This is a genomic window from Pseudocitrobacter sp. CD920760 (assembly GCF_057782505.1).
Map to the genome: position 1 here is coordinate 2,769,259 of NZ_CM173490.1, position 26,373 is coordinate 2,795,631.

General features: G+C 52.9%; 24 protein-coding genes. 9 read left to right on the forward strand and 15 right to left on the reverse strand.

The annotated features are described in order from the left end of the window. Nucleotides 1-190 precede the first annotated feature (190 nt). Nucleotides 191-436 (reverse strand): DUF2545 family protein, encoded by a 246-nt coding sequence (locus tag AC1MKH_RS12935; protein WP_253899185.1) that lies wholly within the window; start codon nt 434-436, stop codon nt 191-193. Nucleotides 437-721: 285 nt separating this feature from the next. Here AC1MKH_RS12935 and AC1MKH_RS12940 point away from each other — a divergent pair, with 285 nt between their 5' ends. After that, nucleotides 722-1,855: an alpha/beta hydrolase gene (locus AC1MKH_RS12940; protein ID WP_276223820.1), complete on the forward strand. Its 1,134-nt coding sequence runs from the start codon at nt 722-724 to the stop codon at nt 1,853-1,855. A gap of 32 nt (nt 1,856-1,887) precedes the next feature. On the opposite strand, the gene AC1MKH_RS12945 is transcribed toward AC1MKH_RS12940, so the two are convergent. The 3 genes from AC1MKH_RS12945 to AC1MKH_RS12955 all read right to left on the reverse strand — a co-directional run bounded on the left by AC1MKH_RS12945 (nt 1,888) and on the right by AC1MKH_RS12955 (nt 4,552). Next, nucleotides 1,888-2,853: a TauD/TfdA dioxygenase family protein gene (locus AC1MKH_RS12945; RefSeq protein ID WP_276223822.1), complete on the reverse strand. Its 966-nt coding sequence runs from the start codon at nt 2,851-2,853 to the stop codon at nt 1,888-1,890. Between the two features lie 173 nt (nt 2,854-3,026). Beyond that, nucleotides 3,027-3,458: an OsmC family protein gene (locus AC1MKH_RS12950; protein ID WP_276223824.1), complete on the reverse strand. Its 432-nt coding sequence runs from the start codon at nt 3,456-3,458 to the stop codon at nt 3,027-3,029. A gap of 47 nt (nt 3,459-3,505) precedes the next feature. Beyond that, a complete protein-coding gene (locus tag AC1MKH_RS12955) occupies nt 3,506-4,552 on the reverse strand; it encodes an NAD(P)-dependent alcohol dehydrogenase (RefSeq protein WP_276223857.1) in 1,047 nt (348 codons plus the stop codon). Nucleotides 4,553-4,765: 213 nt separating this feature from the next. On the opposite strand from AC1MKH_RS12955, the gene AC1MKH_RS12960 reads away from it, so the two are divergent. From AC1MKH_RS12960 to adhP, 3 genes are all read left to right on the forward strand, one after another. Further along, nucleotides 4,766-6,460, forward strand: a complete 1,695-nt coding sequence (locus tag AC1MKH_RS12960) for an NAD-dependent malic enzyme (protein WP_276223859.1) — start codon at nt 4,766-4,768, stop codon at nt 6,458-6,460. A 392-nt stretch (nt 6,461-6,852) separates the two neighbouring features. Beyond that, complete coding sequence (locus tag AC1MKH_RS12965) at nt 6,853-8,565, forward strand: ABC-F family ATP-binding cassette domain-containing protein (protein ID WP_276223861.1); 1,713 nt, start codon at nt 6,853-6,855, stop codon at nt 8,563-8,565. Between the two features lie 214 nt (nt 8,566-8,779). Next, nucleotides 8,780-9,790 (forward strand): alcohol dehydrogenase AdhP, encoded by a 1,011-nt coding sequence (adhP, locus tag AC1MKH_RS12970; RefSeq protein ID WP_231827227.1) that lies wholly within the window; start codon nt 8,780-8,782, stop codon nt 9,788-9,790. A gap of 14 nt (nt 9,791-9,804) precedes the next feature. Here adhP and araJ read toward each other — a convergent pair whose 3' ends face one another. After that, complete coding sequence (gene araJ, locus AC1MKH_RS12975; protein ID WP_276223865.1) at nt 9,805-10,980, reverse strand: MFS transporter AraJ; 1,176 nt, start codon at nt 10,978-10,980, stop codon at nt 9,805-9,807. A gap of 245 nt (nt 10,981-11,225) precedes the next feature. Here araJ and AC1MKH_RS12980 point away from each other — a divergent pair, with 245 nt between their 5' ends. Both AC1MKH_RS12980 and AC1MKH_RS12985 read left to right on the forward strand, forming a co-directional pair. After that, complete coding sequence (locus AC1MKH_RS12980) at nt 11,226-11,393, forward strand: type II toxin-antitoxin system CcdA family antitoxin (protein ID WP_276223867.1); 168 nt, start codon at nt 11,226-11,228, stop codon at nt 11,391-11,393. 47 nt (nt 11,394-11,440) lie between these two features. Continuing rightward, on the forward strand, nt 11,441-11,713 hold the full coding sequence (locus AC1MKH_RS12985) for a CcdB family protein (RefSeq protein ID WP_488452168.1): 273 nt from the start codon (nt 11,441-11,443) through the stop codon (nt 11,711-11,713). Nucleotides 11,714-11,767: 54 nt separating this feature from the next. On the opposite strand, the gene fdnI is transcribed toward AC1MKH_RS12985, so the two are convergent. From fdnI to fdnG, 3 genes are read right to left on the reverse strand one after another with little or no spacing between them, the layout of a single operon-like run. Continuing rightward, nucleotides 11,768-12,421 (reverse strand): formate dehydrogenase-N subunit gamma, encoded by a 654-nt coding sequence (gene fdnI, locus AC1MKH_RS12990; RefSeq protein WP_149462536.1) that lies wholly within the window; start codon nt 12,419-12,421, stop codon nt 11,768-11,770. Continuing rightward, nucleotides 12,414-13,301: a formate dehydrogenase subunit beta gene (fdxH, locus tag AC1MKH_RS12995; RefSeq protein WP_327621996.1), complete on the reverse strand. Its 888-nt coding sequence runs from the start codon at nt 13,299-13,301 to the stop codon at nt 12,414-12,416. Before fdxH ends, fdnI begins: the two co-directional genes overlap by 8 nt. A 10-nt stretch (nt 13,302-13,311) precedes the next feature. Further along, nucleotides 13,312-16,359, reverse strand: coding sequence for a formate dehydrogenase-N subunit alpha (fdnG, locus tag AC1MKH_RS13000; RefSeq protein WP_276223874.1), 3,048 nt, complete (start codon nt 16,357-16,359; stop codon nt 13,312-13,314). 221 nt (nt 16,360-16,580) lie between these two features. On the opposite strand from fdnG, the gene yddG reads away from it, so the two are divergent. Then, nucleotides 16,581-17,459, forward strand: a complete 879-nt coding sequence (gene yddG, locus AC1MKH_RS13005) for an aromatic amino acid DMT transporter YddG (protein WP_276223877.1) — start codon at nt 16,581-16,583, stop codon at nt 17,457-17,459. On the opposite strand, the gene benD is transcribed toward yddG, so the two are convergent. The 7 genes from benD to AC1MKH_RS13040 form a co-directional block, all read right to left on the reverse strand. Next, nucleotides 17,456-18,229 carry a benzoate diol dehydrogenase BenD gene (gene benD, locus AC1MKH_RS13010; protein WP_276223879.1) on the reverse strand — a complete coding sequence of 258 codons (774 nt, stop codon included), beginning with the start codon at nt 18,227-18,229 and terminating at the stop codon, nt 17,456-17,458. The two genes, yddG and benD, sit on opposite strands and share 4 nt — an antisense overlap. Nucleotides 18,230-18,238: 9 nt before the next feature. After that, complete coding sequence (gene benC / locus AC1MKH_RS13015; RefSeq protein ID WP_276223882.1) at nt 18,239-19,255, reverse strand: benzoate 1,2-dioxygenase electron transfer component BenC; 1,017 nt, start codon at nt 19,253-19,255, stop codon at nt 18,239-18,241. A 9-nt stretch (nt 19,256-19,264) separates the two neighbouring features. Continuing rightward, nucleotides 19,265-19,750, reverse strand: coding sequence for a benzoate 1,2-dioxygenase small subunit (gene benB, locus AC1MKH_RS13020; RefSeq protein WP_276223884.1), 486 nt, complete (start codon nt 19,748-19,750; stop codon nt 19,265-19,267). Then, the gene (locus AC1MKH_RS13025; protein WP_276223886.1) at nt 19,737-21,131 is read right to left on the reverse strand and encodes a Rieske 2Fe-2S domain-containing protein; all 1,395 of its coding nucleotides are present in this window, start codon (nt 21,129-21,131) and stop codon (nt 19,737-19,739) included. The genes benB and AC1MKH_RS13025 overlap by 14 nt, the downstream gene beginning before the upstream one ends. 61 nt (nt 21,132-21,192) lie before the next feature. Further along, the gene (gene catA, locus AC1MKH_RS13030) at nt 21,193-22,122 is read right to left on the reverse strand and encodes a catechol 1,2-dioxygenase (protein ID WP_276223888.1); all 930 of its coding nucleotides are present in this window, start codon (nt 22,120-22,122) and stop codon (nt 21,193-21,195) included. Nucleotides 22,123-22,196: 74 nt separating this feature from the next. Further along, nucleotides 22,197-22,487: a muconolactone Delta-isomerase gene (gene catC / locus AC1MKH_RS13035; protein ID WP_015964357.1), complete on the reverse strand. Its 291-nt coding sequence runs from the start codon at nt 22,485-22,487 to the stop codon at nt 22,197-22,199. Nucleotides 22,488-22,495: 8 nt separating this feature from the next. Next, entirely contained in the window at nt 22,496-23,614 is a 1,119-nt protein-coding gene (locus AC1MKH_RS13040; RefSeq protein ID WP_276223890.1) for a muconate cycloisomerase family protein, read from the reverse strand. Between the two features lie 240 nt (nt 23,615-23,854). Here AC1MKH_RS13040 and AC1MKH_RS13045 point away from each other — a divergent pair, with 240 nt between their 5' ends. Both AC1MKH_RS13045 and AC1MKH_RS13050 read left to right on the forward strand, forming a co-directional pair. Further along, nucleotides 23,855-24,667: an IclR family transcriptional regulator domain-containing protein gene (locus tag AC1MKH_RS13045; protein ID WP_442961948.1), complete on the forward strand. Its 813-nt coding sequence runs from the start codon at nt 23,855-23,857 to the stop codon at nt 24,665-24,667. A 309-nt stretch (nt 24,668-24,976) separates the two neighbouring features. Continuing rightward, nucleotides 24,977-26,365, forward strand: coding sequence for a NarK family nitrate/nitrite MFS transporter (locus tag AC1MKH_RS13050; RefSeq protein ID WP_276223893.1), 1,389 nt, complete (start codon nt 24,977-24,979; stop codon nt 26,363-26,365). The last annotated feature ends 8 nt before the right edge of the window (nt 26,366-26,373 follow it).

Sequence of the window (26,373 nt, forward strand, 5' to 3'; positions counted from 1 at the left end):
TGAATAATCTTAAGTTAAGCTCAATTTATGACATGTGTTCTTTTTATCTTGATAGCCGCGTAATAATTGAAGATGTTCAAGCCATAAAGAAGGATAAGGTGATAACCCGTATCGAATGGGGGATAAAGCGCTGGAGAGGTGACAAAACTGAAAAGAGACACACCCCACATTACTGCGGGATGTGTCGTGGCTATGCGGCTTTTACCGATTTCATCATTATCGTCATTATCAGGCCCGCAGCCGGTGACAACATCATATAGATGCCAGTGACCAGATCATGCCCTTGCGTCAGCCAGTCTGTAAAAACGTATATTCCGTAAGCCATTAGTATCATACAGACGAGAGAGAGTACGCCTGATTTCACGCCCAGGACTGAGCCGTTGTAATAAGAAACAGAACCGATACTCACCAGGATAAACAACAATAAATATTGCATATAGCCTCCTGCCCGTTTTTACCGATACTTGTTACTTGAGGTTGCCTGCCTGGTCTCATTATCACATTGACAACAATCAATTTTTAATCCGTTATCAAAAAGACACCACACAATTAATCAATGCTTACAATGAGAATAGTCACTCCAGTGACATTTTTAATAACCTTGCCAATTTTATTTTTATTATTAAAGAAATCAGGCTTTTCTGATTAACGTTACCAGTTAGGTTCCCGTTCAGGCCAGTTCCACTACACTGGGGGCATCGTATATAAGGAATGAAAAACCATGCACTACCTGAAATCAAAACGCATCCTGACAACGACGTCCGCGTTATTTTTACTGGCGCTGTCACCAGTCACGGCGTTGGCCGCTGATAACCTTGAAACAACGCGTGTGCTGGCGAATGAAAATGGCCTTAATGAAGCCGCACAACAATATTTGATTCACTACGCTTCAGTCAGCGGCGTTGACGGCAAAACCTCGCGGCAAGATACCGCCGCTGTCTTTCTCCCCTATGGCAAAACCCCGGAAGGCGGTTGGCCTGTTGTCGTTTGGGCGCACGGTACCGTGGGTGTGGCAAATGACTGTGCGCCTTCACTCAACGTCCGTACCGATCGGGATAAACAGTATCTGAATACCTGGCTTTCGCTCGGTTACGCCGTGGTGGCGCCAGACTATGCAGGTTTAGGCTCTGCTGGCTTGCATCACTATCTTAATGCGCGTGGAGAAGCCTGGAGTATTCTGGATGGCGTACGGGCGGCGATGAAAACGTACCCGCTACGTAATGAGTTAATTCTGGTAGGTCAATCTCAGGGCGCGCACGCTGCGTTTGCGACAGCAGGTTATCAGCCGCAGTATGCGCCAGAACTGAATATCCGCGCGACGGTCCTGACGGGCACCCCCTATTTTGACAAGAACACCACGGCTGCCGATATTTTGCCACCCGTAAATGGCGCGACGCAGGCCAAGGGTGATCCCAAAATACCGTATATTTTCTATATCTATCTTTCTGCTGCCGACATTAATGGCAAACTTAATGCGACCGACTATTTCCAGGATACCGCTCTGCCGTATCTGGAAAAAGCCCAAAAGCTTTGTATTAACCCGCTTACACAGCAGACGATGGAGGCGAATCTGAATGCCGCCACGACGCTGAAACCTGCGGTAGAATCGCTGTTAAGCAGCAGTATCGGCAGTATGCTTTACCCTACGCTTAAAATTTCCCATCCGGTCTTTATCGGTATCGGCAGTCATGACATCAATGTGCCTACCGCAATGCAGCTCCGTTTTGCCGACGCGGTGAAACGAGCCGGTACGCAAGCGGAGGTTCATCTCTATGAGGGGCTTGACCATAGCGGAACGGTGAATCCGTCCCTGCGCGATTCCATTCCTTTCATCCTGCATACCACCGCGCAATAAACGCAGGCAGGGAAATTCCCTGCCTTTAAGTCTTATGACGCAACGTCTTTCGCGCGCGGATCCGCGTTTGCGGCAACCTGTTGAGGCGCCGTTTGCCCGCGCGATATCGTTCGGCTGCGGGTACCATCGACGCCCACCGCCGTTTCGCCTTCAACCGTAACTCGACGCACCACGCGCGGTTGGCTACCGTAATCGTTTACCGCGTAGTGTTGCGTGCTGCGGTTATCCCAGATAACCACATCATCCTGCTGCCACTGCCAGCGCACGGTATTATCAAGGCGAATCACCCGATTTTGCAGCAGCTCAAACAGACTCGCGGACTCACGGCTGCTGAATCCTACCAGGCGTTTGAAGAAATGCCCAAGGAGCAGGCACTTTTCGCCGCTAACCGGATGAACATGCACCACGGGATGCTCAGCTTCCCAGACGGATGAAACAAACACATTTTTGTGATGATTCAGGCGGGTTGATTCAACCACCACCCGTTCTGCACCATAGTCATAATCATTACTGTGCACCGCACGCAGTGAAGCCGCAAACCGCTTAAGTTCATCCGGAAGTTGTTCATAGGCCCGCGCCGTATTCGCCCACACGGTATCGCCACCATACGCAGGGATCGTCACGCCGCGCAAAATAGAAATTTTTGGAAAAGCATCAACGAAGGTGACATCCGTGTGCCAGGAGTCTGCCCGTCCTCCGCCTTTAGAGGCATCCAGCTCAAACAGCTGAGTGCCGGTCGGTGCTGGCACGGTGGGATGCGCCACAATACGACCAAAACGCGCGCCAAATGCCTGATGAGCGTCATCGGTGAGATGCGGCTGTTGACGGAAAAACAGCACCTTATATTTCACCAGCGCAGCGTTCAGCTGTCTAAACGTTGCATCGTCCAGATCGGCTGAGAGTGCAATATCACGCACTTCAGCACCAATGTGTCCGGCCACACGTCGCAGGTTAAGTAAAGGAAATTCACTGTCGGTAAGAGCATATTCTGTCGCCATCGGTTTTTCCTTAAGAGTCAGCAGGAATTTCACTCTAAAGGGAATAAAGCCCATGACAAATGCCTTCTCAGGCTAACGATATGAAGGCAAGGTGAATAAGTTAAGATAATTATTGCAATTAACGTGACATTGTCACAACAAGGTGTGGGCAGCGTGACGCTGCCCTGTGAATATTAGTTATCCAATTGATAATCAAGTGTAATTTCTGCTTTTAACACCTGAGAAACCGGACAACCTGCTTTTGCTTTCTGAATAATTTCATCGAATTTCGCGCTATCGATACCCGGCAAAACAATCTTGCTTTGCAGCGCCACTTTGGTGATAGCGAAACCGCCATCGACTTTGTCCAGCGACACATCGGCAACGGTATCAATCGAGGTCGGGGCATGTCCGGCCTCAGTCAGCATCAAGGAAAGCGCCATAGAGAAGCAGGCCGAATGCGCAGCGGCAATCAGTTCTTCCGGGTTAGTCCCCTTCGCACCTTCAAAACGCGTATTGAAACCGTAGGGTTGTTGGTCGAGTGCGCCGCTCTCCGTCGAGACGGTGCCTTTCCCACGTTTAAGATCGCCTTCCCAGTGCGCCTGACCTTTCTTATGAATCGTCATATATCACTCCTTTTTGCTTGCAGAACTACTAAGTGTAGTACATCTTTTCAAAGCGTTAGCGACGCCATATCGATAACAAAGCGGTATTTCACATCGCTTTTGAGCATGCGCTCGAACGCTTCATTGATCGTATCTATTGTGATCACTTCAACATCGGCGGTAATACCGTGCTGAGCACAAAAATCGAGCATCTCCTGCGTTTCGGCGATACCGCCAATACAGGAACCTGCTACTGAGCGGCGCCCCAGAATCAGCGGAACCGTATAGAAATCAGCAATATTGCCCAACAGGCCGACGAAGACCAGGGTGCCATCCAGCGTTAAGGTAGGAACGTAGGCATTAATATCATGGGCATAGGGAACCGTATCGATGATCAGATCGAACTGGTTTTGTACCTCTTTCATTTGCGCATCATCCGTGGAGAGCACCACATGATGTGCGCCCAGCCGCCGTGCATCCGCCTCTTTTCCGGAGGAACGGGTAAAGAGCGTAACTTCTGCCCCCAGCGCATTGGCTAACTTCAGCGCCATATGTCCCAGACCGCCCAGACCGATGACGGCAACTTTGCTGTTCTCATTGATGTTCCAGCGACGTAGCGGCGACCAGGTGGTTATCCCGGCGCATAACAGCGGCGCAGCGCCTTTCAGGTCAATGTTTTCCGGCAGATGAAGGACAAAATCTTCACTGGCAACAATCGTTTGTGAGTAGCCGCCCAGGGTTAACGAACCATCGTGGCGGTCTATGCCATTGTAGGTCTGAATATTGCCTTCTTCGCAATACTGCTCCAGGCCCTGCTGGCAGGGATGGCAAACGCGGCAGGAATCGACCATACAGCCAATCGCCGCCAGCTCACCCGGTTTAAATTTTGTGACGTTGTCACCGATAGCCACTACCCGGCCAACAATTTCGTGTCCGGGGACAATCGGATAACGGCTAAACCCCCAGTCATCCCGTGCCTGATGGAGATCCGAGTGACAGACGCCACAGTAAAGTATGTCGATCACCACATCGTCGGGCCTGGGTTCGCGGCGTTCAAAGGTAAAGGGCGCGAGCGGCGCGGCGGGATTCTGAGCAGCATAACCTAATACTTTCATCGTCTTACCTCACAATGAGTGATCAACGTCACAGACACGTTTCAGCTTAGTTGAATCTCAGCAGAACGCGACACACACCGCACGAAGCGTCAACCCGCCCTCAACTTCCCGGCAATTTTGCCCCACGATAGTTAACAGTTGCTTTATAATCCCCGGCACTGCAGTTTCTGCCAGACTTCCCATGGCCTGGCGTGATGACGATGGAGTAATACGATGTCACAAGGTAAAACGAACCGTTCTCTGTATATCCCGTATGCCGGCCCGGTGCTGTTGGAATTTCCGTTGCTGAATAAAGGCAGTGCCTTCAGCAAGGAAGAACGCAGCAATTTCAACCTGCTCGGCCTGCTGCCTGAAGTGGTTGAAACGATTGAAGAGCAGGCAGAGCGCGCCTGGATCCAGTATCAGGGGTTCAAAACGGAGATCGATAAACACATCTACCTGCGCAACATTCAGGACACCAATGAAACGCTCTTCTACCGTTTGGTAGAAAACCATCTCGATGAAATGATGCCGGTCATCTATACCCCGACTGTCGGCGCGGCCTGCGAGCGTTTCTCAGAGATCTATCGTCGCTCACGCGGGGTGTTTATCTCCTATCAGAATCGTCACAACATGGATGACATTCTGCAAAACGTCCCTAACCACAATATCAAAGTGATTGTTGTCACCGACGGCGAGCGCATTCTCGGCCTTGGCGACCAGGGTATCGGCGGCATGGGCATTCCAATTGGTAAGCTGTCGCTCTATACCGCCTGTGGCGGTATTAGTCCGGCATATACCCTGCCGGTGGTGCTGGATGTCGGTACCAACAACCAACAATTGTTGAACGATCCTCTGTACATGGGTTGGCGTAATCCGCGTATTACCGATGATGACTATTATCAGTTTGTTGATGATTTCATTCAGGCCGTGAAACAGCGCTGGCCAAACGTGTTGCTGCAATTTGAAGATTTTGCGCAGAAAAATGCCATGCCGCTGCTCAACCGCTATCGCGATGAAATTTGCTCCTTTAACGACGATATCCAGGGCACTGCCGCCGTTACCGTCGGCACGCTGATTGCCGCCAGCCGCGCGGCGGGAAGCCAGCTTAGCGATCAGAAAATTGTCTTCCTGGGCGCCGGTTCTGCCGGTTGCGGTATCGCCGAACAAATCATTGCGCAACTTCAGCGTGAAGGACTCAGCGAAGAACAGGCGCGAGCGCGCGTGTTCATGGTTGACCGTTTTGGCTTACTGACCGATCAGATGCCAAATCTGCTCTCCTTCCAGACCAAACTGGTACAAAAGCGCAGCAACCTGCAAACCTGGGATACGAATAACGAAGTGCTGTCATTGCTTGACGTGGTCCGTAATGTGAAACCGGATATTCTGATTGGCGTTTCCGGGCAAACGGGGCTGTTTACGGAAGAGATTATCCGTGAGATGCACAAACACTGCCCGCGCCCGATTGTCATGCCGCTCTCGAACCCGACCTCACGCGTAGAGGCGACCCCGCAGGATATTATCACCTGGACTGAAGGCAATGCGCTGGTTGCCACCGGCAGCCCGTTCAGCCCGGTAGTATGGAAAGATAAGGTTTACCCGATTGCCCAGTGCAATAACTCCTATATCTTCCCCGGCATTGGGCTTGGCGTGATCGCCTCTGGCGCAACGCGGATTACCGATGAAATGCTGATGTCCGCCAGTGAAACGCTGGCTAAACACTCGCCGCTGGCCAATACCGGCGAAGGTCTGGTGCTACCAGAATTGAAAGACATTCATCAGGTATCACGGGATATCGCTTTTGCGGTCGGGAAAATGGCTCAGCAACAGGGAGTCGCGGTGAAAACTTCTGCCGACGCGCTCCAGCAGGCCATCAACGAAAACTTCTGGCTGCCTGAATATCGCAGCTACCGCCGGACATCGATCTAATCCTTCTGGTGGGCTTCGGCCCACCTTTCCTGATAAGCGTTGAATGTGCACCGACGTTAATGGTCGGTTATTGAAAGCAATATAGTGTATGTTGTAACTAATGGTTCTTTTTTCAACCTGCTCGATGGCAAATCGTAATAATCCCCGCTACACTGCCTTCACCCATTCATACTGATAATAAAAAAGGAGGCTAATTATGCTGTACTGTGAAATTTTCAATGTTTCACATACACTTGGTGATCGCACCAGCTCAAGCATTACCGATATCGTGCTGCGATAACGGAGGCTTGAGCGAAGACTCTCACCCCAATCCCTTCCCTCGGGCTTACCAGGTTATCGTCAGCGATGTTTGACGAGGCGTTATTACGCCTGTAATTCTTGGGTAAGCAACAATGAGTACATTACTCACTGCACAATCATTACGTGTTGATACGGCGTTTGCTACGCTTTTCGACGGCCTTTCCTTTACCCTGAAACAGGGTGACCGTATTGGGCTACTTGGCGATAACGGCAGTGGCAAAAGTACGCTACTGAAAGTTCTGGATGGCACACTACAACCCGCCTCCGGCAATGTGGCCATCGCCAATCGCTGCCTGATGGCTCGCGTTGAGCAACATCTTCCCGAAGCGGTTTATACCCTATCACTGCTGGAAGCCGTACTTGCCGGGCTCCCCGCCCACGCCCGTGATGCTGAACGCTGGCGCGGCGAAAGCTTGCTGGCGGAGATGGGCTTTAGTGCGCAGGAAACAACACTCACCAGCGCTACGCTGAGCGGCGGACAACACACACGTTTGATGCTGGCGCGCGCGTTAATCCATCAACCCGATTTACTACTGCTGGATGAACCCAGTAACCATCTTGATCTGCCCACGCTGCTGTGGCTCGAACAATTTCTGTTGCGCTGGGCCGGGAGTTTTATCCTTGTCTCGCATGACCGACAGTTGCTCGATACCGTCACCAATGGCAGCTGGATTTTGCGCGATAAAACGCTGTACTGCTTCGCCCTTCCCTGTAGTCAGGCCCGGCTTGCCCTGGCGGCTAAAGATGAAAGCGATTTTCTGCGGCATAAAGCGGAACAAAAAGAGATAGAACGGGTAACAGCAAGCGCTAAACGGCTGGCGACATGGGGCCGGGTCTACGATAACGAGGGGCTGGCGCAAAAAGCCAAACAGATGGAAAAACAGGTTGCCCGGCTCAAAGAGAACCTGACGGCAGTGACAGACGGCAACCCCTGGACATTAACGCTTCGGGGCGATACGCTTGCGGCAAATCGACTGCTGGACGTTGAGAATCTGTCGATTTCTCCCGACGTCGGATTGCCGCCGCTGTTCCACATTCAGGCCGCGAGACTGAAAAGCGGTGACAGAGTTGCTCTCGTCGGCCATAACGGTTGTGGGAAATCCTCCCTGTTACGGACCCTTTGGCAACACGTATTATCTGGCAGCAGCAACGATGCGCTAAAACTGCATCCGCGCGTGACCGTCGGCTATTACGACCAGACTCTGCATCAGTTGCCCGATAATGCCACGCTGTTTGACGCACTTGATGCCTTTGCGCCAGATCCGGAAACACGCAAAAAAGCGTTATTACGGGCGGGTTTTCCGTGGCTGCGTCATGGGCAACGGGTGCACACGCTCAGCGGCGGCGAGCGTGCAAGGCTACTGTTTGTCGGGCTCACCCTTGCCCGCTACCACCTGTTAATGCTCGATGAGCCCACGAACCATCTGGATATCGAGGGGAAAATCGCGCTGGCAGAAACGCTACAGCAATTTGAGGGCGGAGTATTATTGGTCAGTCATGACAGACAACTGATTACCGCCAGCTGCAATCGTTTCTGGCTGGTTGAAAACGGCTACCTTAGCGAATGGCATGATGCTGATGAGATGTTTATGCGAATCAGGGAAAAGCACGGTTCAGTGAGTGCCCTAAGCCCTCAGGCTGACACACCGCAACCTCAGCCAGACGATGCTGACGCGCTGCTGGAACGCCTCATTGCGCTGGAATCGTGGTTAGCCGCCGATCTCGCCCGTAAAGCCAAACATCAGAAGCCACAGCTGCAACAGGCCTGGCGCCAGGAAATCGCGGTAATTCAATCTAAACTGTAAGCACGCGCCTGGCAGCCCCCCCTGCCAGGCTATTCTCACCGGGTCAAATACTCATTAAGCGTATTAAAGGAATATTTTGGTCTGGATAGGTAATTCTTAATAAGAATTATTACATTACGTGTCTGAGCTATTGCATCTGAAGCAGAAAAACATTAATCCTTATGGAGTAATCACATGATTGCTCTGCAGAAATTCATCATAAAAGGAGAAATACATGAAGGCTGCTGTCGTCACAAAAGATCATCAGGTTGATGTCACCGAACGTACCCTGCGCCCGCTGAAACATGGTGAAGCGCTTCTGAAGATGGAATGCTGCGGCGTTTGCCACACCGATCTCCACGTTAAAAATGGCGATTTTGGCGACAAAACCGGCGTGATTCTGGGCCACGAAGGTATCGGGATTGTGAAAGAAGTCGGCCCGGGTGTGACCTCGCTGAAACCCGGTGACCGCGCAAGCGTCGCATGGTTCTTCCAGGGATGTGGGCACTGTGAATACTGTAACAGCGGTAATGAAACCCTGTGTCGCGAAGTGATTAACGCCGGTTACACCGCAGATGGCGGTATGGCGGAAGAGTGCATCGTCACCGCCGACTACTCCGTTAAAGTACCTGACGGTCTGGAATCCGCAGCGGCCAGCAGCATCACCTGTGCGGGCGTAACCACCTATAAAGCCGTAAAAATTTCCGGCATCAAACCGGGCCAGTGGATCGCTATCTACGGCCTGGGCGGCCTGGGCAACCTGGCGTTGCAGTATGCCAAAAACGTCTTTAACGCCAAAGTGATCGCGCTTGACGTCAATGATGAACAGCTGAAACTGGCTGAAAGCATGGGCGCAGACTTAATCATCAACTCCCGTAGCCCGGATGCCGCAAAACTGGTGCAGGAAAAAACCGGTGGCGCACATGCGGCAGTGGTTACCGCTGTCGCCAAAGCGGCTTTCAACTCCGCGGTTGATGCCGTTCGTGCCGGTGGCCGCGTGGTGGCTGTTGGCCTGCCGCCGGAAGCGATGAGCCTGGATATCCCGCGCCTGGTGCTGGACGGTATTCAGGTTGTGGGATCGCTGGTCGGTACACGTCAGGATCTGACTGAAGCCTTCCAGTTTGCAGCCGAAGGGAAAGTGGTTCCTAAAGTCGCCTCTCGCCCGCTGGAAGATATCAACGCTATCTTCAAAGAGATGGAACAAGGCCAAATCCGTGGCCGTATGGTGATTGATTTCCGTAAGTAAGCTGGATGCTCCCTCTATGCAGAGGGAGCAATAACGCGCTCGTGACGACGATTCTTCACATAGCCATACGCCAGCAGCGCCGACATCGCTGAGAACGAAAGCAACGCCGCCGGTAAGGCCACATAGTTGTAGGCAAAACCCAACGTCAGCATCATGCCACCGCAATAAGCCCCCACGGCGCTACCGAGGTTAAAGGCCATTTGCCCACCAGCCGCGCCAAGCATCTCCCCGCCTTTCGCATTTTGCAGCAGCAGGATCTGCAACGGCGCAGAAAGTGCAAACAACCCCGCACAGCAAATGAACGCCAGCCCCAGCGCCGCGCCTTTAACATCAGCGAACAGAAACAGCATCACTAACGAAAGCACAATAATGCCATCGGTGGTGGCGGCGATACGTAGCGGGCTAAAGCGTGCAGATAATTTCCCGCTGATGATATTTCCCAATACCATCCCAAGCCCCACAAACATCATGATGAAGGTCATAAAGGTTTCTGTGAAGCCGGTAACATACAGCATGTAGGGCTTGATATAACTAAACCAGGCAAAGACGCCCGCGTTGCCAAACAGGGTAGCCAGAAAGATTAACCATGGCTCTGGCGCTTTCAGGAAACGGAACTGCTCGCTGAGGCGCGCGTCGGATTTATCAAACAGATCGGGCACCCAAAAGATAATCGATGCGATAACGATGACATCAAACGCGGCAATCAGCAAAAACGTGTAGCGCCAGCTAAAGGCGTGACCGAGCCAGGTGCCAATCGGAATACCCAATAAATTCGCAACCGTCATACCGGATACCATTCCGGCTACCGCCATCGTGACCTTACCCGGCGGCGCGATTTTAGACAAAATGATTGCCCCAACGCCAAAAAAGGCGCCATGCGGAAAACCGGAGACCAGCCTGCCGATGGCCAGCATGGCGTAAGAAGACGAAAAGGTGAAAATCGCGTTGCCCAACACGCACAGCGCGGCCAGGAATAGCAAAATATGCTTGAGAGAAAAGCGACTGGAGAACAGCGCAATAATCGGTGCGCCAATCACCACACCAAAGGCATAGAACGAGATCATGTGCCCGGCGGAAGGAATTGAAATCTGCGTATCACGCGCCAGATCCGTCAGCACGCCCATAATACCGAACTCCGCCATTCCCAGGCCAAAAGTACCAAGCGCTAACGAAAAAACCGTCTTTTTCATACCACAACCACTTGTTAATTATTTGCGGCAGACATTATTGAACATTCATCCGGCGCAAACCAGCGCAAAATCCTCGCTGACGCGATTGTCCATATATTCAGTTTTTGAATTAATATACCGGTGTAAATGTAACACGTTGCGATATTGTGGAAGCCGCGACGCAAATTAATAAACTCACGGTGAAAGGCACTTGCCTTTTAAATGGGGGGAACGATAATCAGCGCATTAACGATAAGGAGAACGAAATGAAAAACCCCACTACCAACAAAACACAACAACGCGAGGACTACCCTCACCACGACAAGGCTGATGAGAAGCGGCAGCACGATAAAGAGTTCATGCAAGCCATGAATCAACTAATCGAAAAACATGGAATTTTTGCCTGTGACGAAATATTTACGGAGTTACAATGACAGAACAATTCGATGTATATCGTAATCCCATTAGGGAAACCAATAATATGTGGCCTTATTACATTATTGTCCAAAATGATTGTTATAATGATCTTTCCCGAAGAGTCATTATGCCTATGATGAATAATAAATTAGTTCCTCTCTGGCAGCAGGCCATCGCGCCCAAAGTGAATATCGATTTTGAAACCTACCAGCTTTTCGCACCGCTGCTGACTAATATTGATGTCAGAAAAATCGCCCCTGCAGACTACATCTGCAACCTGCGCACCGCCCGGAACGACGTTATCCACGCCATCGACTCGCTCATCACCAACACCTGAATGCAAAAATCCCCCGCACCTTGCAGCACGGGGGAGCGTATTCACGTCAGGCCCTTACAGCCCTTCGTTAGTCTCTTTTTTCGCTTCCATACGCTCGACATCACGATACCAGCGCGGGTGATGTTTCTTCGCCCAGCGGCGGCTCACCTTGCCTTCAATCATGCCCTTAATCGATCCTTTCACCCAGAAAGCCATATACATATGGATAAGGATGGCGTGAATCAAAATAATGGCTGATGTGGCGTGCAACAGCAGGCTGTAACGCACTACCTGAATCGGGAAATAGTGCGCAAAGTACGGACGCCAGATAATAATCCCGGTCACCAGCAATACGAAAATCATGCTCATGATGGTCCAGAACATCATTTTCTGCCCGGCGTTATATTTGCCGACGCGCGCCACTTTGTGCTCGTTACCCTTCAGAACTTCAACAATCCCTTTCACCCAGGGAATATCTTCTTTGTCCGGAATGTTGTGATGCACAAAGCGGAAGAACATCAGCATCAACAGCACGAAGATCAGTACGCCGAAGAACGGGTGCAGAATACGCCCCATCTGCGGTGTACCGAACGTTTCGGTAAGCCATTGCAGCGTCGGGAAGAAGAATGAAATCCCTGACAGCGACACCAGAAAGAAGGCAATCACCACCGTCCAGTGACAGGCGCGGTCAATAAATTTGGTGCGCACAATCATTTTCGACTTATTCATGGCTATCATCCTCTTCGTCGTCATCCACTTCTTTATTCGGGCCAATACCAATGTAGTGATAAATCAGCCCGGCGAAGGTGGCGATGAACCCGGCGGCGGAGAGCGGCTTCAGCGCCCCTTTCCACAGGTTGATGCTGGTGTCGATGCTCGGATCTTTTGGCAGCTTATGATACAGCTCCGGCTGATCCGCATGATGCAGAACATACATCACGTGCGTACCGCCCACACCTTGCGGGTTATATATGCCCGCATTGGCATAGCCGCGTGCTTTTAGCTTATCGACACGTTCCTGCGCCACATCCAGCATCTCTTTCTTGGTGCCGAAGTGAATCGCCCCGGTCGGGCAGGTTTTCACACAGGCCGGCTCCTGGCCCACGCTGACGCGGTCCACGCACAGGGTGCATTTGTATACCCGGTTATCCTCTTTATTGAGGCGCGGAATATTAAACGGACACCCGGCGATGCAGTAGCCGCAGCCAATGCAGTTATCCTGCTGGAAGTCGACGATCCCGTTCGCGTACTGGATGATTGCCCCGGCAGACGGGCACGCCTTCAGACACCCCGGATCTTCACAGTGCATACAGCCATCTTTACGAATCAGCCACTCCAGTTTGCCGTTCTGTTCGGTCTCGCTAAAACGCATCACCGTCCAGGATTTGGCGCTTAAATCCGCCGGGTTATCGTACACACCCACGCAGTGGCCCACTTCATCGCGGATATCATTCCACTCTGAGCACGCCACCTGGCAGGCTTTACAGCCCACGCAGGAGGAGACATCAATCAGCTTTGCCACTTCCTCTTTGTAATCCCGCGCGCGCGGCGCGGGAGTCATCGGGTTCGTCGCAGAGCGTTTGATAATATCCTGAGATTGCATATCCATCGTTCGCTCCTTAAGCCTTCTCGATGTTCACCAGAAACGCTTTATATTCCGGCGTTTGCGAGTTCGAATCGCCGACATTAGGCGTCAGGGTGTTAGCGATATAGCCTTTACGGGCCACGCCTTCATAACCCCAGTGCAGCGGGATCCCAATCGTTTCCACCTGTTGTCCATGAACGTTCAGGGTTTGCAGACGACGCGTTACCACCGCCACGGCGCGGATAAAGCCACGCTTGCTGCTGACGGTCACGCGATCGCCATTAGCAATCCCTTTGGCTTTGGCCAGGTTTTCGCTGATTTCGACGAACTGTTCCGGCTGCGCAATGGCGTTCAGGCGCGCATGCTTGGTCCAGGTGTGGAAATGCTCGGTCAGGCGATAGGTCGTCCCCACATACGGGAACTGATCTTTTTTACCCATCCGCAGCGCATCGTCTTCGTACAGTCGAACCACCGGGCTCGAAATGACGTTCGGGTGCAGCGGGTTGGTGCCCAGCGGCGTTTCCATCGGCTCGTAGTGTTCCGGGAACGGACCTTCAGCCAGCTTATCAATGGCAAACAGACGGCCCAGTCCTTCCGGCTGCATGATAAACGGCCCGGTATCGCTACCCGGTGCGGCGGTGTCGAAGTCCGGAATATCGTTTCCGACCCATTTCGCGCCATTCCATTTAATCAGCATCCGTTTCGGATCCCACGGTTTACCCTGCGGATCGGCAGATGCGCGGTTGTACAGCACTCGGCGGTTCAGCGGCCACGCCCATGCCCAGCCGAGGGTATTCCCCAGGCCAGACGGATCGGCGTTATCGCGATTCGCCATCTGGTTACCCTGCTCTGTCCAGCTACCGGTGTAAATCCAGCAGGAAGAGGCCGTCGTACCGTCGTCGCGCAGCAGCGCAAAGCTGTTGAGCAACTGGCCTTTTTTCGCCACCAGCACGCCGTTTGCATCATAGAGATCTTCCAGCGCATAGCCGTTGTTCTCTTTCGCCACTTCTTCTGATTCCGGGCGATCCGGCTGTTTGTAGTTCCAGCTCATTTTCAGCAGCGGTTCAGCGCCTTTCCCGCCTTCGGTGCTGTACATCTCACGCAGGCGATGGTAAATACCGGCCAGAATTTCGCCGTCGTTCAGCGCCTCTCCCGGCGGCTCTGCGCCTTTCCAGTGCCATTGCAGCCAGCGACCAGAGTTGGCGATAGAGCCATCCTCTTCCGCAAAGCAGGTTGACGGCAGACGGAAGACTTCAGTCTGAATCGTTGACGGATCAACATCATTCGATTCGCCGTGGTTCTGCCAGAACGTCGAAGTTTCGGTAACTAACGGATCGATAACCACCATGTATTTCAACTTGCTCAGTGCGCGGACGGTTTTATTTTTGTCCGGGAAACTGGCGACCGGGTTAAAGCCCTGGCAGATATAGCCATTCACTTTACCGTGGTCCATCATGTTGAAATACTTAATCACGTCATAGGCCTGGTCCCACTTCGGCAACCAGTCGAAGCCCCAGCCGTTCTCTTTCTGCGCCGCATCACCGTAGAACGCTTTCATCAGGCTGACGTAGAACTTCGGATAGTTGCCCCAGTAGTTCACCTGGTCTGCACGCGTGGCTTTCGGCGTGTTGGCCGTCAGATACGTTTGCAGATCAGTCTGTTTATCCGACGGCAGCGTCAGATAACCCGGCAGGCTGGTAGAAAGCAGCCCCAGGTCCGTTAAGCCCTGAATGTTGGAGTGACCGCGCAGGGCATTCACGCCGCCGCCTGCCATGCCCATATTGCCGAGCAGCAACTGAATCATCGCCATGGTACGAATGTTCTGCGCACCGACGGTGTGCTGCGTCCAGCCCAGCGCATACAGGAACGTGGTCGTCCGGTCAGCCGCGCTGGTTGACGCCAGCACTTCACAGACCTTCAGGAAGTCCGCTTTCGGGGTACCGCAGATGTTTTCAACTACATCCGGCGTATAGCGGGAAACATGATGCTTCAGCAGATTCCATACACAGCGAGGATGCGTCAGCGTGTCGTCGCGTTTGGCGTAGCCGTTTTCATCGAACTGATAGTTCCAGGACGTTTTATCGTACTGGCGCTTCGTTTCGTCATAGCCGCTGAACAGGCCGTCTTCGAAGCCAAAATCATCCCGCACCAGCAGGCTGGCGTTGGTGTAGCTCTTAACGTATTCGGCGTTAATTTTGTTGTTTTCGATCAGATACAGCAGTACGCCAGACAGGAACGTAATGTCCGTACCGGAACGAATTGGCGCGTAGATATCCGCCACCGAGGCGGTACGCGTAAAGCGTGGATCGACGACGATAAGCGTCGCATCGTTATTGTTTTTGGCTTCCATCGCCCAGCGGAATCCCACTGGATGCGCTTCAGCGGCATTGCCGCCCATCACCATCACAACGTTGGCGTTTTTGATATCAACCCAGTGGTTGGTCATCGCACCGCGACCAAATGTTGGAGCAAGACTTGCTACCGTTGGTCCGTGTCAGACGCGCGCCTGGTTGTCTACCGCCAGCATGCCAAGAGAGCGCACAAACTTCTGCGTCAGCATACCGGTCTCATTACTTGCCGCCGATGCACAAAGCATCCCGGTCGACAGCCAACGGTTTACGGCCACGCCCTGATCGTTTTTCTCGATAAAGTTGGCGTCGCGATCCGCTTTCATCAACTTCGCGATGCGTTCAAACGCTTCGTTCCAGCTGATGCGCTGCCATTTGTTGGAGCCTGGCGCACGGTATTCCGGGTAACGCAGGCGGTTTTCACTGTGGATGTAATCCAGCAGGCCCGCCCCTTTTGGGCATAACGCCCCACGGCTGACCGGATGATCCGGGTCACCTTCAATATGATAAATGGCTTCGCGGGTATTTTTTGCCCCATCGCCCAGGCTATACATTAATAGCCCACAACCCACAGAGCAGTAAGTACAGGTATTACGGACTTCTTTGGCTTTCAGCAGTTTGAAATTACGTGCCTGAGCCAGCGCCATTTTAGGCATAAAGCCCAGCGCCGCTGCCGTTGTACCCGCCATACCGCCCGCGCAGATTTTAAAAAATTTCCTGCGGCTGACGTCCATTGCTTTCCTCGTTATTGGAATGTAACGTAGGCAGGCAAATTAACAGCTATACCCCTGCGTTTTTTGCGTCAAATCAAACTCAAATAGATCTGCCCCCTTAATAGTCAGGGTCATTGATTTTCATTAACTCTTTAGTAGTACGCTCCCCGGAAATTATTCTCCGTCAACGGGTAAAAAGTGCTATAAACGAGGTTTGCTCAACGTAAGCACCTCAATTTGTGATGAATAAAAAGAAAGCAACGCTTATTGGCCTGGTGGCCATTCTGTTATGGAGCACCATGGTGGGGCTGATTCGCGGCGTCAGCGAAGGTCTTGGCCCGGTTGGCGGCGCGGCAATGATCTATACTCTGAGCGGTCTGCTGCTGATGTTTACCGTCGGCTTTCCTGACCTTCGCCAGTTTTCACGCCGTTATCTGCTGGCGGGCTGCGTGCTGTTTGTTAGCTATGAAATATGTCTGGCGCTGTCGCTCGGATTTGCCGATACGCGCCAGCAGGCCATCGAAGTGGGGATGGTCAATTATTTATGGCCGAGCCTGACGATTCTGTTCGCCATTATTTTCAACGGGCAGAAAAGTAACTTTTTGATTATTCCCGGCCTGGGATTATCACTGTTAGGTGTCAGTTGGGTACTGGGCGGCGATCGCGGGCTAAATATTGATGAAATTATCAGCAACGTTATTTCCAGCCCGCTAAGCTATATTCTCGCCTTTACCGGGGCTTTCATCTGGGCGGCTTACTGTACGGTGACAGCGAAATATGCCAAAAGCAAAAATGGCATCACGCTGTTTATTCTGCTGACCGCCGTTACGCTGTGGATAAAGTTTTTGTTTAGCACGCAGCCAGACATGGCCTTCAGCCTGCCAGTGGTGATTAAGCTTGGCATGTGCGCGATCGCGCTGGGCTTTGGCTATGCGGCGTGGAACGTAGGGATCCTGCACGGTAACGTCAGCCTGCTGGCGACGGCCTCGTATCTGACGCCGGTGCTTTCCGCTGCGCTTGCGGCAATGTTACTGAGTGAATCCCTCTCATGGGCATTCTGGCAAGGGGCCTGCATGGTTTGTGCAGGCTCCCTGCTCTGCTGGTACGCTACCCGGCGTTAACCGAGGTCGCCACCTGCGACGGGCAATACCACGCCGGTGATATAGCTGGCTTCATCGCTGGCGAGGAACAGAATGGCATGCGCTTGTTCATCCAGCGTGCCGTAACGGTGCAGTAAACTACTCTGCACCGTTTGATCCACCACCTGCTGATACCACACTTTCTCTTGCTCGCTCGGCTGCTCCGTGTTGCGCGGCGTTAACCGCGCCGGGGCTTCTGTTCCGCCGGGCGCAACGGCATTAATACGAATGCCTGCTTCGCTATACTCCATCGCAATGGAGCGCGTCAGGGCATTAACGCCGCCTTTCGCTGCCGAGTACGGCACGCGATTCACCCCGCCGGTCGCCACTGAAGAGATATTGACGATACTGCCTTTGCCCTGCGCCAGCATATACGGTAGCACCGCACGGCAGCCCCACAACGTCGGGAAAAGTGAGCGGCGCACTTCCGCTTCAATCTGCGCGGGTTGATACTCGGCGAACGGTCGTGCCCAGATGGTGCCACCGACGTTGTTCACCAACGCATCAATCCGGCCAAAATGCGCGACACCTGCGGCAAATACCTGTTCCGTACTTTCCCACTGTTCAAGATCCGCTTCCAGCGCCAGCACGTGGTGCCCTGCAGCAGACAATTCCGCCGCCAGTTCATGAACGTATTGCGATCGGTCGATAAGCAGCAGCGCTGCGCCCTGTTCTGCCGCCAGCTCCGCCGTGCGGCGGCCAATACCCTGCGCCGCGCCGGTAATCGCCATCACTTTATTGCTAAATCGCATGATTGCTCCTTATGCCGCCGCACTCTGGCTGGCGATAAATTTCTCATACCAGAATCCAGCCGGGTTAACGCCCAGCGCCTGCAACGTAGAGGTAACGGCGTTTACCATCGGCGGCGGCCCGCAGAGGTAAATATCAACATCGCCCTCGTTGAGCATTTTGCTGGTAAAGTGTTCCGTCACGTAGCCTTTTTGCGGGCAGGCGCTTTCGCTGGCAGCCACCACCGGCAGCCAACTAAAGCCCGGTAACTGCGCGGCGAAACTCTCGAGCAAGTCGCCCAGCACCAGGTCGTCGTCGCCATTCACGCCGTAAAGCAGGGTTATGTCGCGCGCGCTTTGCTGTTGCGCCAGGGTATGCAGCATCGCCAGCATCGGCGCCAGCCCGGTGCCGCCCGCCAGCATCAGCAGCGGGCGTTCGCCGTCACGCAGATAAAAACTGCCCATCGGCCCGGTCAGGCTTAGTGGCGCACCTGCCACCGCTTTATGACTTAACCACTGGCTCATCAGGCCACCCGGCACGTTACGAATCAGGAAACGGCCTTCGTTACTACCCGGTAGTGAGCTAAAGGAATAAGCACGTACCTGCGGCGTACCCGGCACCTGAATATTGATGTACTGGCCAGGCAGGAAGTTCAGGTTTTCGTCGGTTTCCACCACCAGTTCAATGGCGCTATCCGACAGCGCCGTGACGCGTTTCACCGTGGCATTAAACGAGGAGATCCCCGTTTTGCACGCTGCCGCCGCGACGGGCACATCGAGCACGCAATCGCTGTCCGGGATCATCTGGCAGGTCAGCACCTGACGCGCCTGCGCTTCGTCTTCATCCAGCGCCTCTTCCAGATAATCTTCGCCCAACGAGTAGTTGCCGCTTGGGCAATGACACTTGCAGGTGCCGCACACACCGTCAGAGCAATCCATCGGCAGGTTAACTTTCTGGCGATACGCAGCATCGAGCACCTTCTCCCCGGCGTTACATTGAATAAACCGGGTGACGCCGTCTTCAAAATTGAGCGCTATGGTATAGCTCATAAGCACCTCTTAAACATGGTAAACATCAATAACCTGACGAATGTAGTCGTTGTTCAAACGGATCGTTTTGCGCACAATTTGCGGCAGGCCTTCACCCGCCATCAGCGTGCAGAACGTGGTACCAAAGTAGCAATCCGTTTGTTGATAACGGTGGCTGTAGGTCACCCAGTTGTAGCGCACCTCCACACCCTGTTCGCTCTGCCCGGTGATTTCGATGTTACTGATCATATGGGTGGTACGCGGCTCCGGCGTGCTGGCGCCAGAACGCTCAGTTTTGATGCGGTAAACCCTGTCCTCCAGCCCCTCGCGGTTCGGGTAGTAAATCAGTGAAATTTCACGCTGCGGGTCAGTGGTCAGCTTGTCATCATCGCCCCAGGCGGGCATCCAGTAGACCACTTTTGGGCTGTAGCATGCGATCCACGCATCCCATTGACGGTCGTCCAGCAGCCTGGCCTCGTGATACAAAAATTGTTTTACCTGATCACACGTCAGCATCGGCCACCTCCACACGCTGGGTAATTGACGCATCGTAGCGCTGCTGTTCTTTCTCCAGCGCGGCCAGCATCACCGTTTGCCAGTGATGGTGATGGGCGATGTACAGCGCTTCATCTTCCGATTTCACGCCGCTTAAAATGGGTTTAAAACCGGACTCGCTGGCATGCTCATCGGGGCCATCAACCCAGTGCAGCGCACCGCGACTGAGGTCGCTCCAGGCCAGATTTTCCCCCAGATACCCGCGCTGGCAGGCGCTGAACTCTTCGAGATCGTCCGGAGTGCCCATACCGCTGACGTTGAAGAAATCTTCGTACTGACGAATACGCAGCGCGCGCGCCTGATCCGGCTCGCCTTTCGGGCCGAAACACCAGATGGTGACTTCTGTTTTATCGACGGAAATGGGCCGAATCACGCGGATCTGAGTGGAGAACTGATCCATCAGATAAACGTTCGGATAAACGCACAGATTGCGCGTCTCATTGACCATCTGCCCGGCGCGATTGTCGCCGAATTCCGCTTTAAGACGATCGTAATGGGCAAAGACCGGACGCACTTCCGGGTTCAGGGCGCGCGTCCACAGCAGCATATGGCCGTTTTCAAAGCCGTAACCACCGCCTACGCTTTTCGACCAGCCGTTCGCATCCACCGCGTGCGTACCTTCCGCTTCGTAGTTTCGGCGTGACATGGTAGAGGCATAGTTCCAGTGCACGACGCTCACGTGATAACCGTCGGCACCGTTTTCCGCACCCAGTTTCCAGTTACCTTCGTACACGTAGCTGGAAGAGCCTTTCAGCACTTCCAGACCTTCCGGCGCCTGATCAACAATGAGATCGATTATTTTCAGCGTTTCGCCCAGGTAATCAGCCAGCGGTTGTACATCGTCACTCAGGCTGCCAAACAGGAATCCGCGATACGACTCAAAACGCGGCAGTTTTTTCAGGTCGTGCGAACCTTCATGTTTGAACGTCTCCGGATAACCGCCGGTACTCTCATCTTTCGCTTTCAGCAGCTTACCGTTATTGCTGAAGGTCCAGCCGTGGAAAGGACAGGTAAAAGAGCTCTTGTTGCCTGTTTTACGCCGGCACAGCATCGCGCCACGGTGAGCGCAGCTGTTGATCATGGCGTGCAGCTCATTTTTCTTATCGCGGGTAATAATCACCGGCTGGCGGCCCAGAGTTAAGGTGTAATAATCACCCGGCTCCGGGATCTGGCTTTCGTGCGCCAGAAAAACCCAGTTACCTTCAAAGATATGTTTCATTTCAAAATCGAATAAAGCCTGGTCGGTAAATATCGAACGATGGCAGCGATAAATATGATTTTCACGATCCACAATCAGTGCATTGCTGATTTTACTTTTTAGCGATGTCAGTGTTTTTTGCATAACGGTTTCTCCCGTAATTGCAAGGATAAAAATAGTGCAGGTGAACAGCGAGTGTTAAATATTATTCTTTTGCACGTGAACGGGTAATTCGGCCTTCTTCATCGGCAGATAACGCTTTGCAGATGGTAAAATCAAAGCGAATTTCCGTATGCGGGCCTTCGAGATCACGTTCGCGAATTTTCTGTTCATCATTAACTTTAACCGGGTCAGCAATTAAGCCATCGCGCGTGGCGAAAGCAAAGTCATCCCACAAATATTCATCACCGTTAAAGTTAATCTGGCTGGTTAAATGTTTATGACCCGGTGCGGAAACAAAGAAGTGAATGTGTGCAGGACGGTTGCCGTGGCGACCTAACAGATCCAGCAATTTTTGGGTTGGGCCATCTGGCGGGCAGCCATAGCCGGAAGGCATAATGGTACGCACGCTGTAGCGCCCGTCCGCGCCGGTTTGAATACGACGGCGCAGGTTGTATTCGCTCTGGCTCTGATCGAAGAAGGAATAGTTGCCCAGCGTATTTGCGTGCCAGATATCAACAATGGCATTTGTGACAGGCTGACCTTTGGTGTCAGTGACCACCCCGTGTAGCCACAGCGTTTCACCCGGATCTTTACCGTCATCCATTCGGGCGTGCCCCTGTGCCAGCGGCGCGTTAGCCACATACAACGGGCCTTCAATGGTGCGTGGCGTACCGCCAGTTTCACGCTGCTGTGCGGCATCAATGGCGTCCTGACGTAAATCGAGGAAATGCTCCAGCCCCAGGCCCGCCGCTAATAATGCCGCTTCCTGACGACCGCCCAGTTCATGCAGATAATTAATTGCATGCCAGAACTCTTCCTGGGTGACATTGTAGTCATCAATTAAGCCACAAATATTTTCCAGCAGACGATGGGTAATCGCTTTAAAACGTTCATTGCCCTCAGGGGAATTTAAACCGGCGCTTTCGCGTAATAAAGCCTGTACTTCGTCTTGTTGTACGAATGAGTTAGTCATATTGTTATCTCACTTGTTATTGCTTGCAGGGAGCAGAGAATGCCGGGGAATTACCCCGACATGAGGTTATTATTTTATTTATCGTCATCGCGAATGGATGAAGGATGACGGCACAGCGCATCAACCTGAATATCCATAAACGGATACAGCGGTAAACCCATTAAAATTTGATGCAATTCATCAGCATCCTGTACATCGAAAATGCTGACATTGGAATATAAACCGGCTACGCGCCAGATGTGTCGCCATTTGCCATCACGCTGTAATTGTTGCGAGTAGGCTTTTTCTTTTTTCTTAATTTCATCCGCCTGCTCTACCGGAAAGTCCAGCGGAATATTAACGGTCATTTCAACTTTAAATAACATGCTCTACCTCATCCTTTACGCGTATAAAAACGCAATTTATCTTCATCCAGTTCAATGCCCAACCCAGGCGTCTGCGGCAGCGTAACGTGTCCATCGGCAAAGGTCAGCGGTACGCTGATGACGTCGTCTTTTAGCAGCAGTGGGCCAAACATTTCGCTACCCCAGGCCAGCGGAAGCGTTGACCAGGCATGCAGCGAAGCCACCGTCCCGACGCTGCCTTCCAGCATCGTCCCGCCATACAGACCAATGCCCGCCGCCTGCGCCACGTGTGCCAACTTAAGAACGCTTTGCGGTCCGCCCGCTTTGGCAATTTTCAGTGCGAATGCTCCGGTAAAACCCTGCTGCGCCAGCTGATAACCGTCGAAATGCGTGGAGACCGCTTCATCGGCCAGAATCGCCGTCTCGATGGTCTGGCTCAAACGCACCAGCGCGGTGTTATCTCGCGCCGAAACCGGCTGTTCAATCAGGTCAACGCCCATCGCCGCCAGCTCGCGGCAGCCTTTCGCCCCGGTTGTCGCATCCCATGCCTGGTTTACATCAACGCGAATACTGGCGCGATCGCCCAGCGCATCGACGATCGCCGCCGTATGTTTAAGGTCGGTCGCCAGCTCACGCGCACCGATTTTCAGCTTAAACGCCTGATGGCGGCGGGAAGCCAGCAGGTTCTCACCTTCGGCAATATCTTTTGTTGTATCACCGCTCGCCAGCGTCCACAGTACCGGAATAGACGTTTGCAAAGCGCCACCCAGCAGGGCCGACACCGGCACGCCCAACGATTTACCCTGTGCATCCAGCAAGGCGGTTTCAATCGCCGATTTGGCAAAGGTGTTGCCCTTCACGCTCTTTTCAATGCGATACAACAACGCCTGCAGATTGTCCGCTGGCTGACCCTGTAATAAGGGTGCCAGGTAACCGTCGATGGTGAGTTTGATAGCCTCCGGGCTTTCTACCCCGTAGCTCAGCCCACCAATGGTGGTCGCTTCACCAATTCCGGTGATGCCGTCTGAGCGGGTAATGCGAATGATCACCAGCGTCTGGCAGCCCATGGTGGTCATCGATAATTTGTGCGGGCGGATAGTCGGAACATCCACCAGCCAGCTTTCAATATGTTCTATCGTGGCGCTCATCTCTCTTCCTTTTACTTCTTATTGTTTTGGTCTTATCCCCACAGGGTGGTGATAACCTTGCTTTTGACAATAGATTTTCACAACAGGGGTGGTCAACGACGATAATCGAAATGTTGTGCGATTATCGACACGTTTGTTATACGTAGGTTAATAATGTGATCTTCGTGGGATATTGGGGAGATTCCTGCCTACCGTTGCATCCGCAAGGTATAGTGACGCAGTGAGCATCGTTACCCCTGAATGGAGCGGGTTAAAATGAGCAATGAAATCAACGACTCCCTTGCGGCCAGGCAGGCTGAACGGGACCCCAACTTTATGTTGTCTCTGGCCCGTGGCCTGGAGGTGCTGAGTGCCTTCACCCCACAACGTCAGCGATTAACAATCTCACAACTGAGCCAGAAAACCCAGATCTCCCGTGCGGCCGTTCGTCGCTGTTTGTACACCCTTGCGGCGCTGGGCATGGTGCATACGCCAGATGGCCGAACCTACGAGCTTTTGCCCCGCGTACTGGCGGTCGGTCACGCCTATCTCGCCGGAACACCGCTGGCAAAAGCGGCGCAACACTCCCTCGATATTCTCGGTCAGCAGCTGAATGAGTCCTGCTCAGCCGCGACGCTTGATGGCGATAATGTGCTGTACATCGCCCGAACCGCCGTGAATAACCTGCTGAGTATTGATTTAGGACGCGGCAGTCGTTTGCCCGCCTGGGCGACTTCCATGGGACGCGTGCTGCTGAGTGCGCTGCCGGAAGAACAATTAGAGGTGACACTGTCACGCGCCACGTTAATTCGCTACACGCCGCATACGCTGTGCGATAAAGAGTCCCTGCGTACGGAGATTGCCAAAGTGCGTATTCAGGGTTACGCCCTTGCTGACCGGCAGATAGAGGTAGGTCTTTGCTCGCTGGCGGTTCCGCTATTGTCTCGCAGCGGTCAAATCGTGGCGGCGATGAATGTCGGTGTCCCGGCCTCCAGCATGGACGCCCAGGCGTTGAAGGAGAAAGCACTGGCTCCGTTAAGGCGGGCGGCAATGGAACTGTCGTTGCAGTTGTAGGATGATCGGGCCCCTCACTCCAACCCTTTCCCGCAGGGAGAGGGTGTCCTACCCCATACTTCAGCTTCCCTGATATTTCCAGCATCTCCATTAAAACCGCACGCAAGCAACCAAACACTAACCTCTGAGTTACAATTAGTAACAATTGTTATCCCCCATAATACCCATGTCCTTCTCGTGGCGAGCTTTTCTTATCTATCCTTCATTCGAGACTCCAATAATACCGATTATTTGACGGCCCCCTGATTTGTGGAAATCAGTTGCCGTTATTGCTTGTTTTTCATTAATTACTGGCGCGTCGAGGGTGATATGTCACAACAAAATGAGAAAAATAATCATTATCTTTTAACTACGTGGAAACCGGAAAATGCGGCATTTTGGGAGAATAAAGGGCATAAGGTTGCGCGAAAAAATCTTATAATTTCAGTGAGTTGTTTATTGCTCGCCTTCTGTGTCTGGATGCTCTTCAGTGCCGTTGCGGTCAATCTCAATAAAGTCGGCTTTAATTTCACCACCGATCAGCTCTTTTTATTAACTGCGTTACCTTCTCTCTCCGGCGCTATTTTACGCGTCCCCTACTCCTTTATGGTGCCTATATTTGGTGGGCGTTACTGGACGGTATTAAGCACCGTTATTCTGATTATTCCCTGCATCTGGCTGGGCATTGCCATTCAGAACACCAGTACTCCCTTCGAAGTATTTATCATCATTTCATTGCTGTGCGGCTTTGCCGGGGCGAACTTCGCTTCCAGCATGGGAAACATTAGCTTCTTTTATCCAAAAGCAAAGCAAGGCAGTGCGCTGGGCATTAATGGCGGGCTGGGTAACCTTGGCGTGAGCGTCATGCAGTTGGCCGCGCCGCTGGTGATATTCCTGCCGATATTTACCTTCCTGGGTGTTCATGGTGTCACGCAGGAAGACGGTTCTTCAATGTGGCTCACCAACGCCGCGTGGATCTGGGCCCCTCTGTTATTTATCGCCACCGTTGCCGCCTGGTTTGGCATGAATGACATCGCAAGCTCGAAGGCCTCGATAGCCGAGCAACTGCCCGTGCTGAAAAGCGGGCATATGTGGCTGTTAAGTCTGCTGTACCTCGCCACCTTCGGTTCGTTCATCGGCTTCTCGGCAGGCTTTGCGATGCTGGCGAAAACTCAGTTCCCGGATGTGAACATCCTGAAGCTCGCCTTCTTCGGGCCGTTTATCGGCGCGCTGGCGCGTTCCTTTGGTGGCGTCATCTCTGACCGTCTCGGCGGCGTGCGCGTCACGCTGGTGAATTTTATCCTCATGGCCCTGTTCAGCGCCCTATTGTTCCTTACCCTTCCCGGTTCCGGGCTGGGTAGTTTCCTGGCGTTTTATGTGGTCTTTATGGGACTGTTCCTGACCGCCGGATTGGGCAGTGGATCAACTTTCCAGATGATCGCCGTTCTCTTCCGTCAACTGACGATTGAAAAAATCAAAAAACGCGGCGGCAGCGATGAAGAAGCCCAACATGCCGCCGTTACCGACACCGCCGCTGCGCTGGGCTTTATCTCTGCCATTGGTGCCGTTGGTGGTTTCTTCATACCGAAAGCCTTCGGCACCTCGCTGGCCCTCACCGGTTCCCCGGTCGGCGCTATGAAAATATTCCTCATCTTTTACATCGTTTGTGTGCTGGTGACCTGGCTGGTTTATGGTCGCCGTAAAGCGTCGCCTCAATAATCAAAAAT

Excerpts from the sequence above, each read along its gene's own strand:
- AC1MKH_RS12935 (WP_253899185.1), bottom strand. The coding sequence starts at position 436 with ATGCAATATTTATTGTTGTTTATCCTGGTGAGTATCGGTTCTGTTTCT.
- AC1MKH_RS12940 (WP_276223820.1), top strand. The coding sequence starts at position 722 with ATGCACTACCTGAAATCAAAACGCATCCTGACAACGACGTCCGCGTTA.
- AC1MKH_RS12945 (WP_276223822.1), bottom strand. The coding sequence starts at position 2,853 with ATGGCGACAGAATATGCTCTTACCGACAGTGAATTTCCTTTACTTAAC.
- AC1MKH_RS12950 (WP_276223824.1), bottom strand. The coding sequence starts at position 3,458 with ATGACGATTCATAAGAAAGGTCAGGCGCACTGGGAAGGCGATCTTAAA.
- AC1MKH_RS12955 (WP_276223857.1), bottom strand. The coding sequence starts at position 4,552 with ATGAAAGTATTAGGTTATGCTGCTCAGAATCCCGCCGCGCCGCTCGCG.
- AC1MKH_RS12960 (WP_276223859.1), top strand. The coding sequence starts at position 4,766 with ATGTCACAAGGTAAAACGAACCGTTCTCTGTATATCCCGTATGCCGGC.
- AC1MKH_RS12965 (WP_276223861.1), top strand. The coding sequence starts at position 6,853 with ATGAGTACATTACTCACTGCACAATCATTACGTGTTGATACGGCGTTT.
- adhP (WP_231827227.1), top strand. The coding sequence starts at position 8,780 with ATGAAGGCTGCTGTCGTCACAAAAGATCATCAGGTTGATGTCACCGAA.
- araJ (WP_276223865.1), bottom strand. The coding sequence starts at position 10,980 with ATGAAAAAGACGGTTTTTTCGTTAGCGCTTGGTACTTTTGGCCTGGGA.
- AC1MKH_RS12980 (WP_276223867.1), top strand. The coding sequence starts at position 11,226 with ATGAAAAACCCCACTACCAACAAAACACAACAACGCGAGGACTACCCT.
- AC1MKH_RS12985 (WP_488452168.1), top strand. The coding sequence starts at position 11,441 with ATGTGGCCTTATTACATTATTGTCCAAAATGATTGTTATAATGATCTT.
- fdnI (WP_149462536.1), bottom strand. The coding sequence starts at position 12,421 with ATGAATAAGTCGAAAATGATTGTGCGCACCAAATTTATTGACCGCGCC.
- fdxH (WP_327621996.1), bottom strand. The coding sequence starts at position 13,301 with ATGGATATGCAATCTCAGGATATTATCAAACGCTCTGCGACGAACCCG.
- yddG (WP_276223877.1), top strand. The coding sequence starts at position 16,581 with ATGAATAAAAAGAAAGCAACGCTTATTGGCCTGGTGGCCATTCTGTTA.
- benD (WP_276223879.1), bottom strand. The coding sequence starts at position 18,229 with ATGCGATTTAGCAATAAAGTGATGGCGATTACCGGCGCGGCGCAGGGT.
- benC (WP_276223882.1), bottom strand. The coding sequence starts at position 19,255 with ATGAGCTATACCATAGCGCTCAATTTTGAAGACGGCGTCACCCGGTTT.
- benB (WP_276223884.1), bottom strand. The coding sequence starts at position 19,750 with ATGCTGACGTGTGATCAGGTAAAACAATTTTTGTATCACGAGGCCAGG.
- AC1MKH_RS13025 (WP_276223886.1), bottom strand. The coding sequence starts at position 21,131 with ATGCAAAAAACACTGACATCGCTAAAAAGTAAAATCAGCAATGCACTG.
- catA (WP_276223888.1), bottom strand. The coding sequence starts at position 22,122 with ATGACTAACTCATTCGTACAACAAGACGAAGTACAGGCTTTATTACGC.
- catC (WP_015964357.1), bottom strand. The coding sequence starts at position 22,487 with ATGTTATTTAAAGTTGAAATGACCGTTAATATTCCGCTGGACTTTCCG.
- AC1MKH_RS13040 (WP_276223890.1), bottom strand. The coding sequence starts at position 23,614 with ATGAGCGCCACGATAGAACATATTGAAAGCTGGCTGGTGGATGTTCCG.
- AC1MKH_RS13045 (WP_442961948.1), top strand. The coding sequence starts at position 23,855 with ATGGAGCGGGTTAAAATGAGCAATGAAATCAACGACTCCCTTGCGGCC.
- AC1MKH_RS13050 (WP_276223893.1), top strand. The coding sequence starts at position 24,977 with ATGTCACAACAAAATGAGAAAAATAATCATTATCTTTTAACTACGTGG.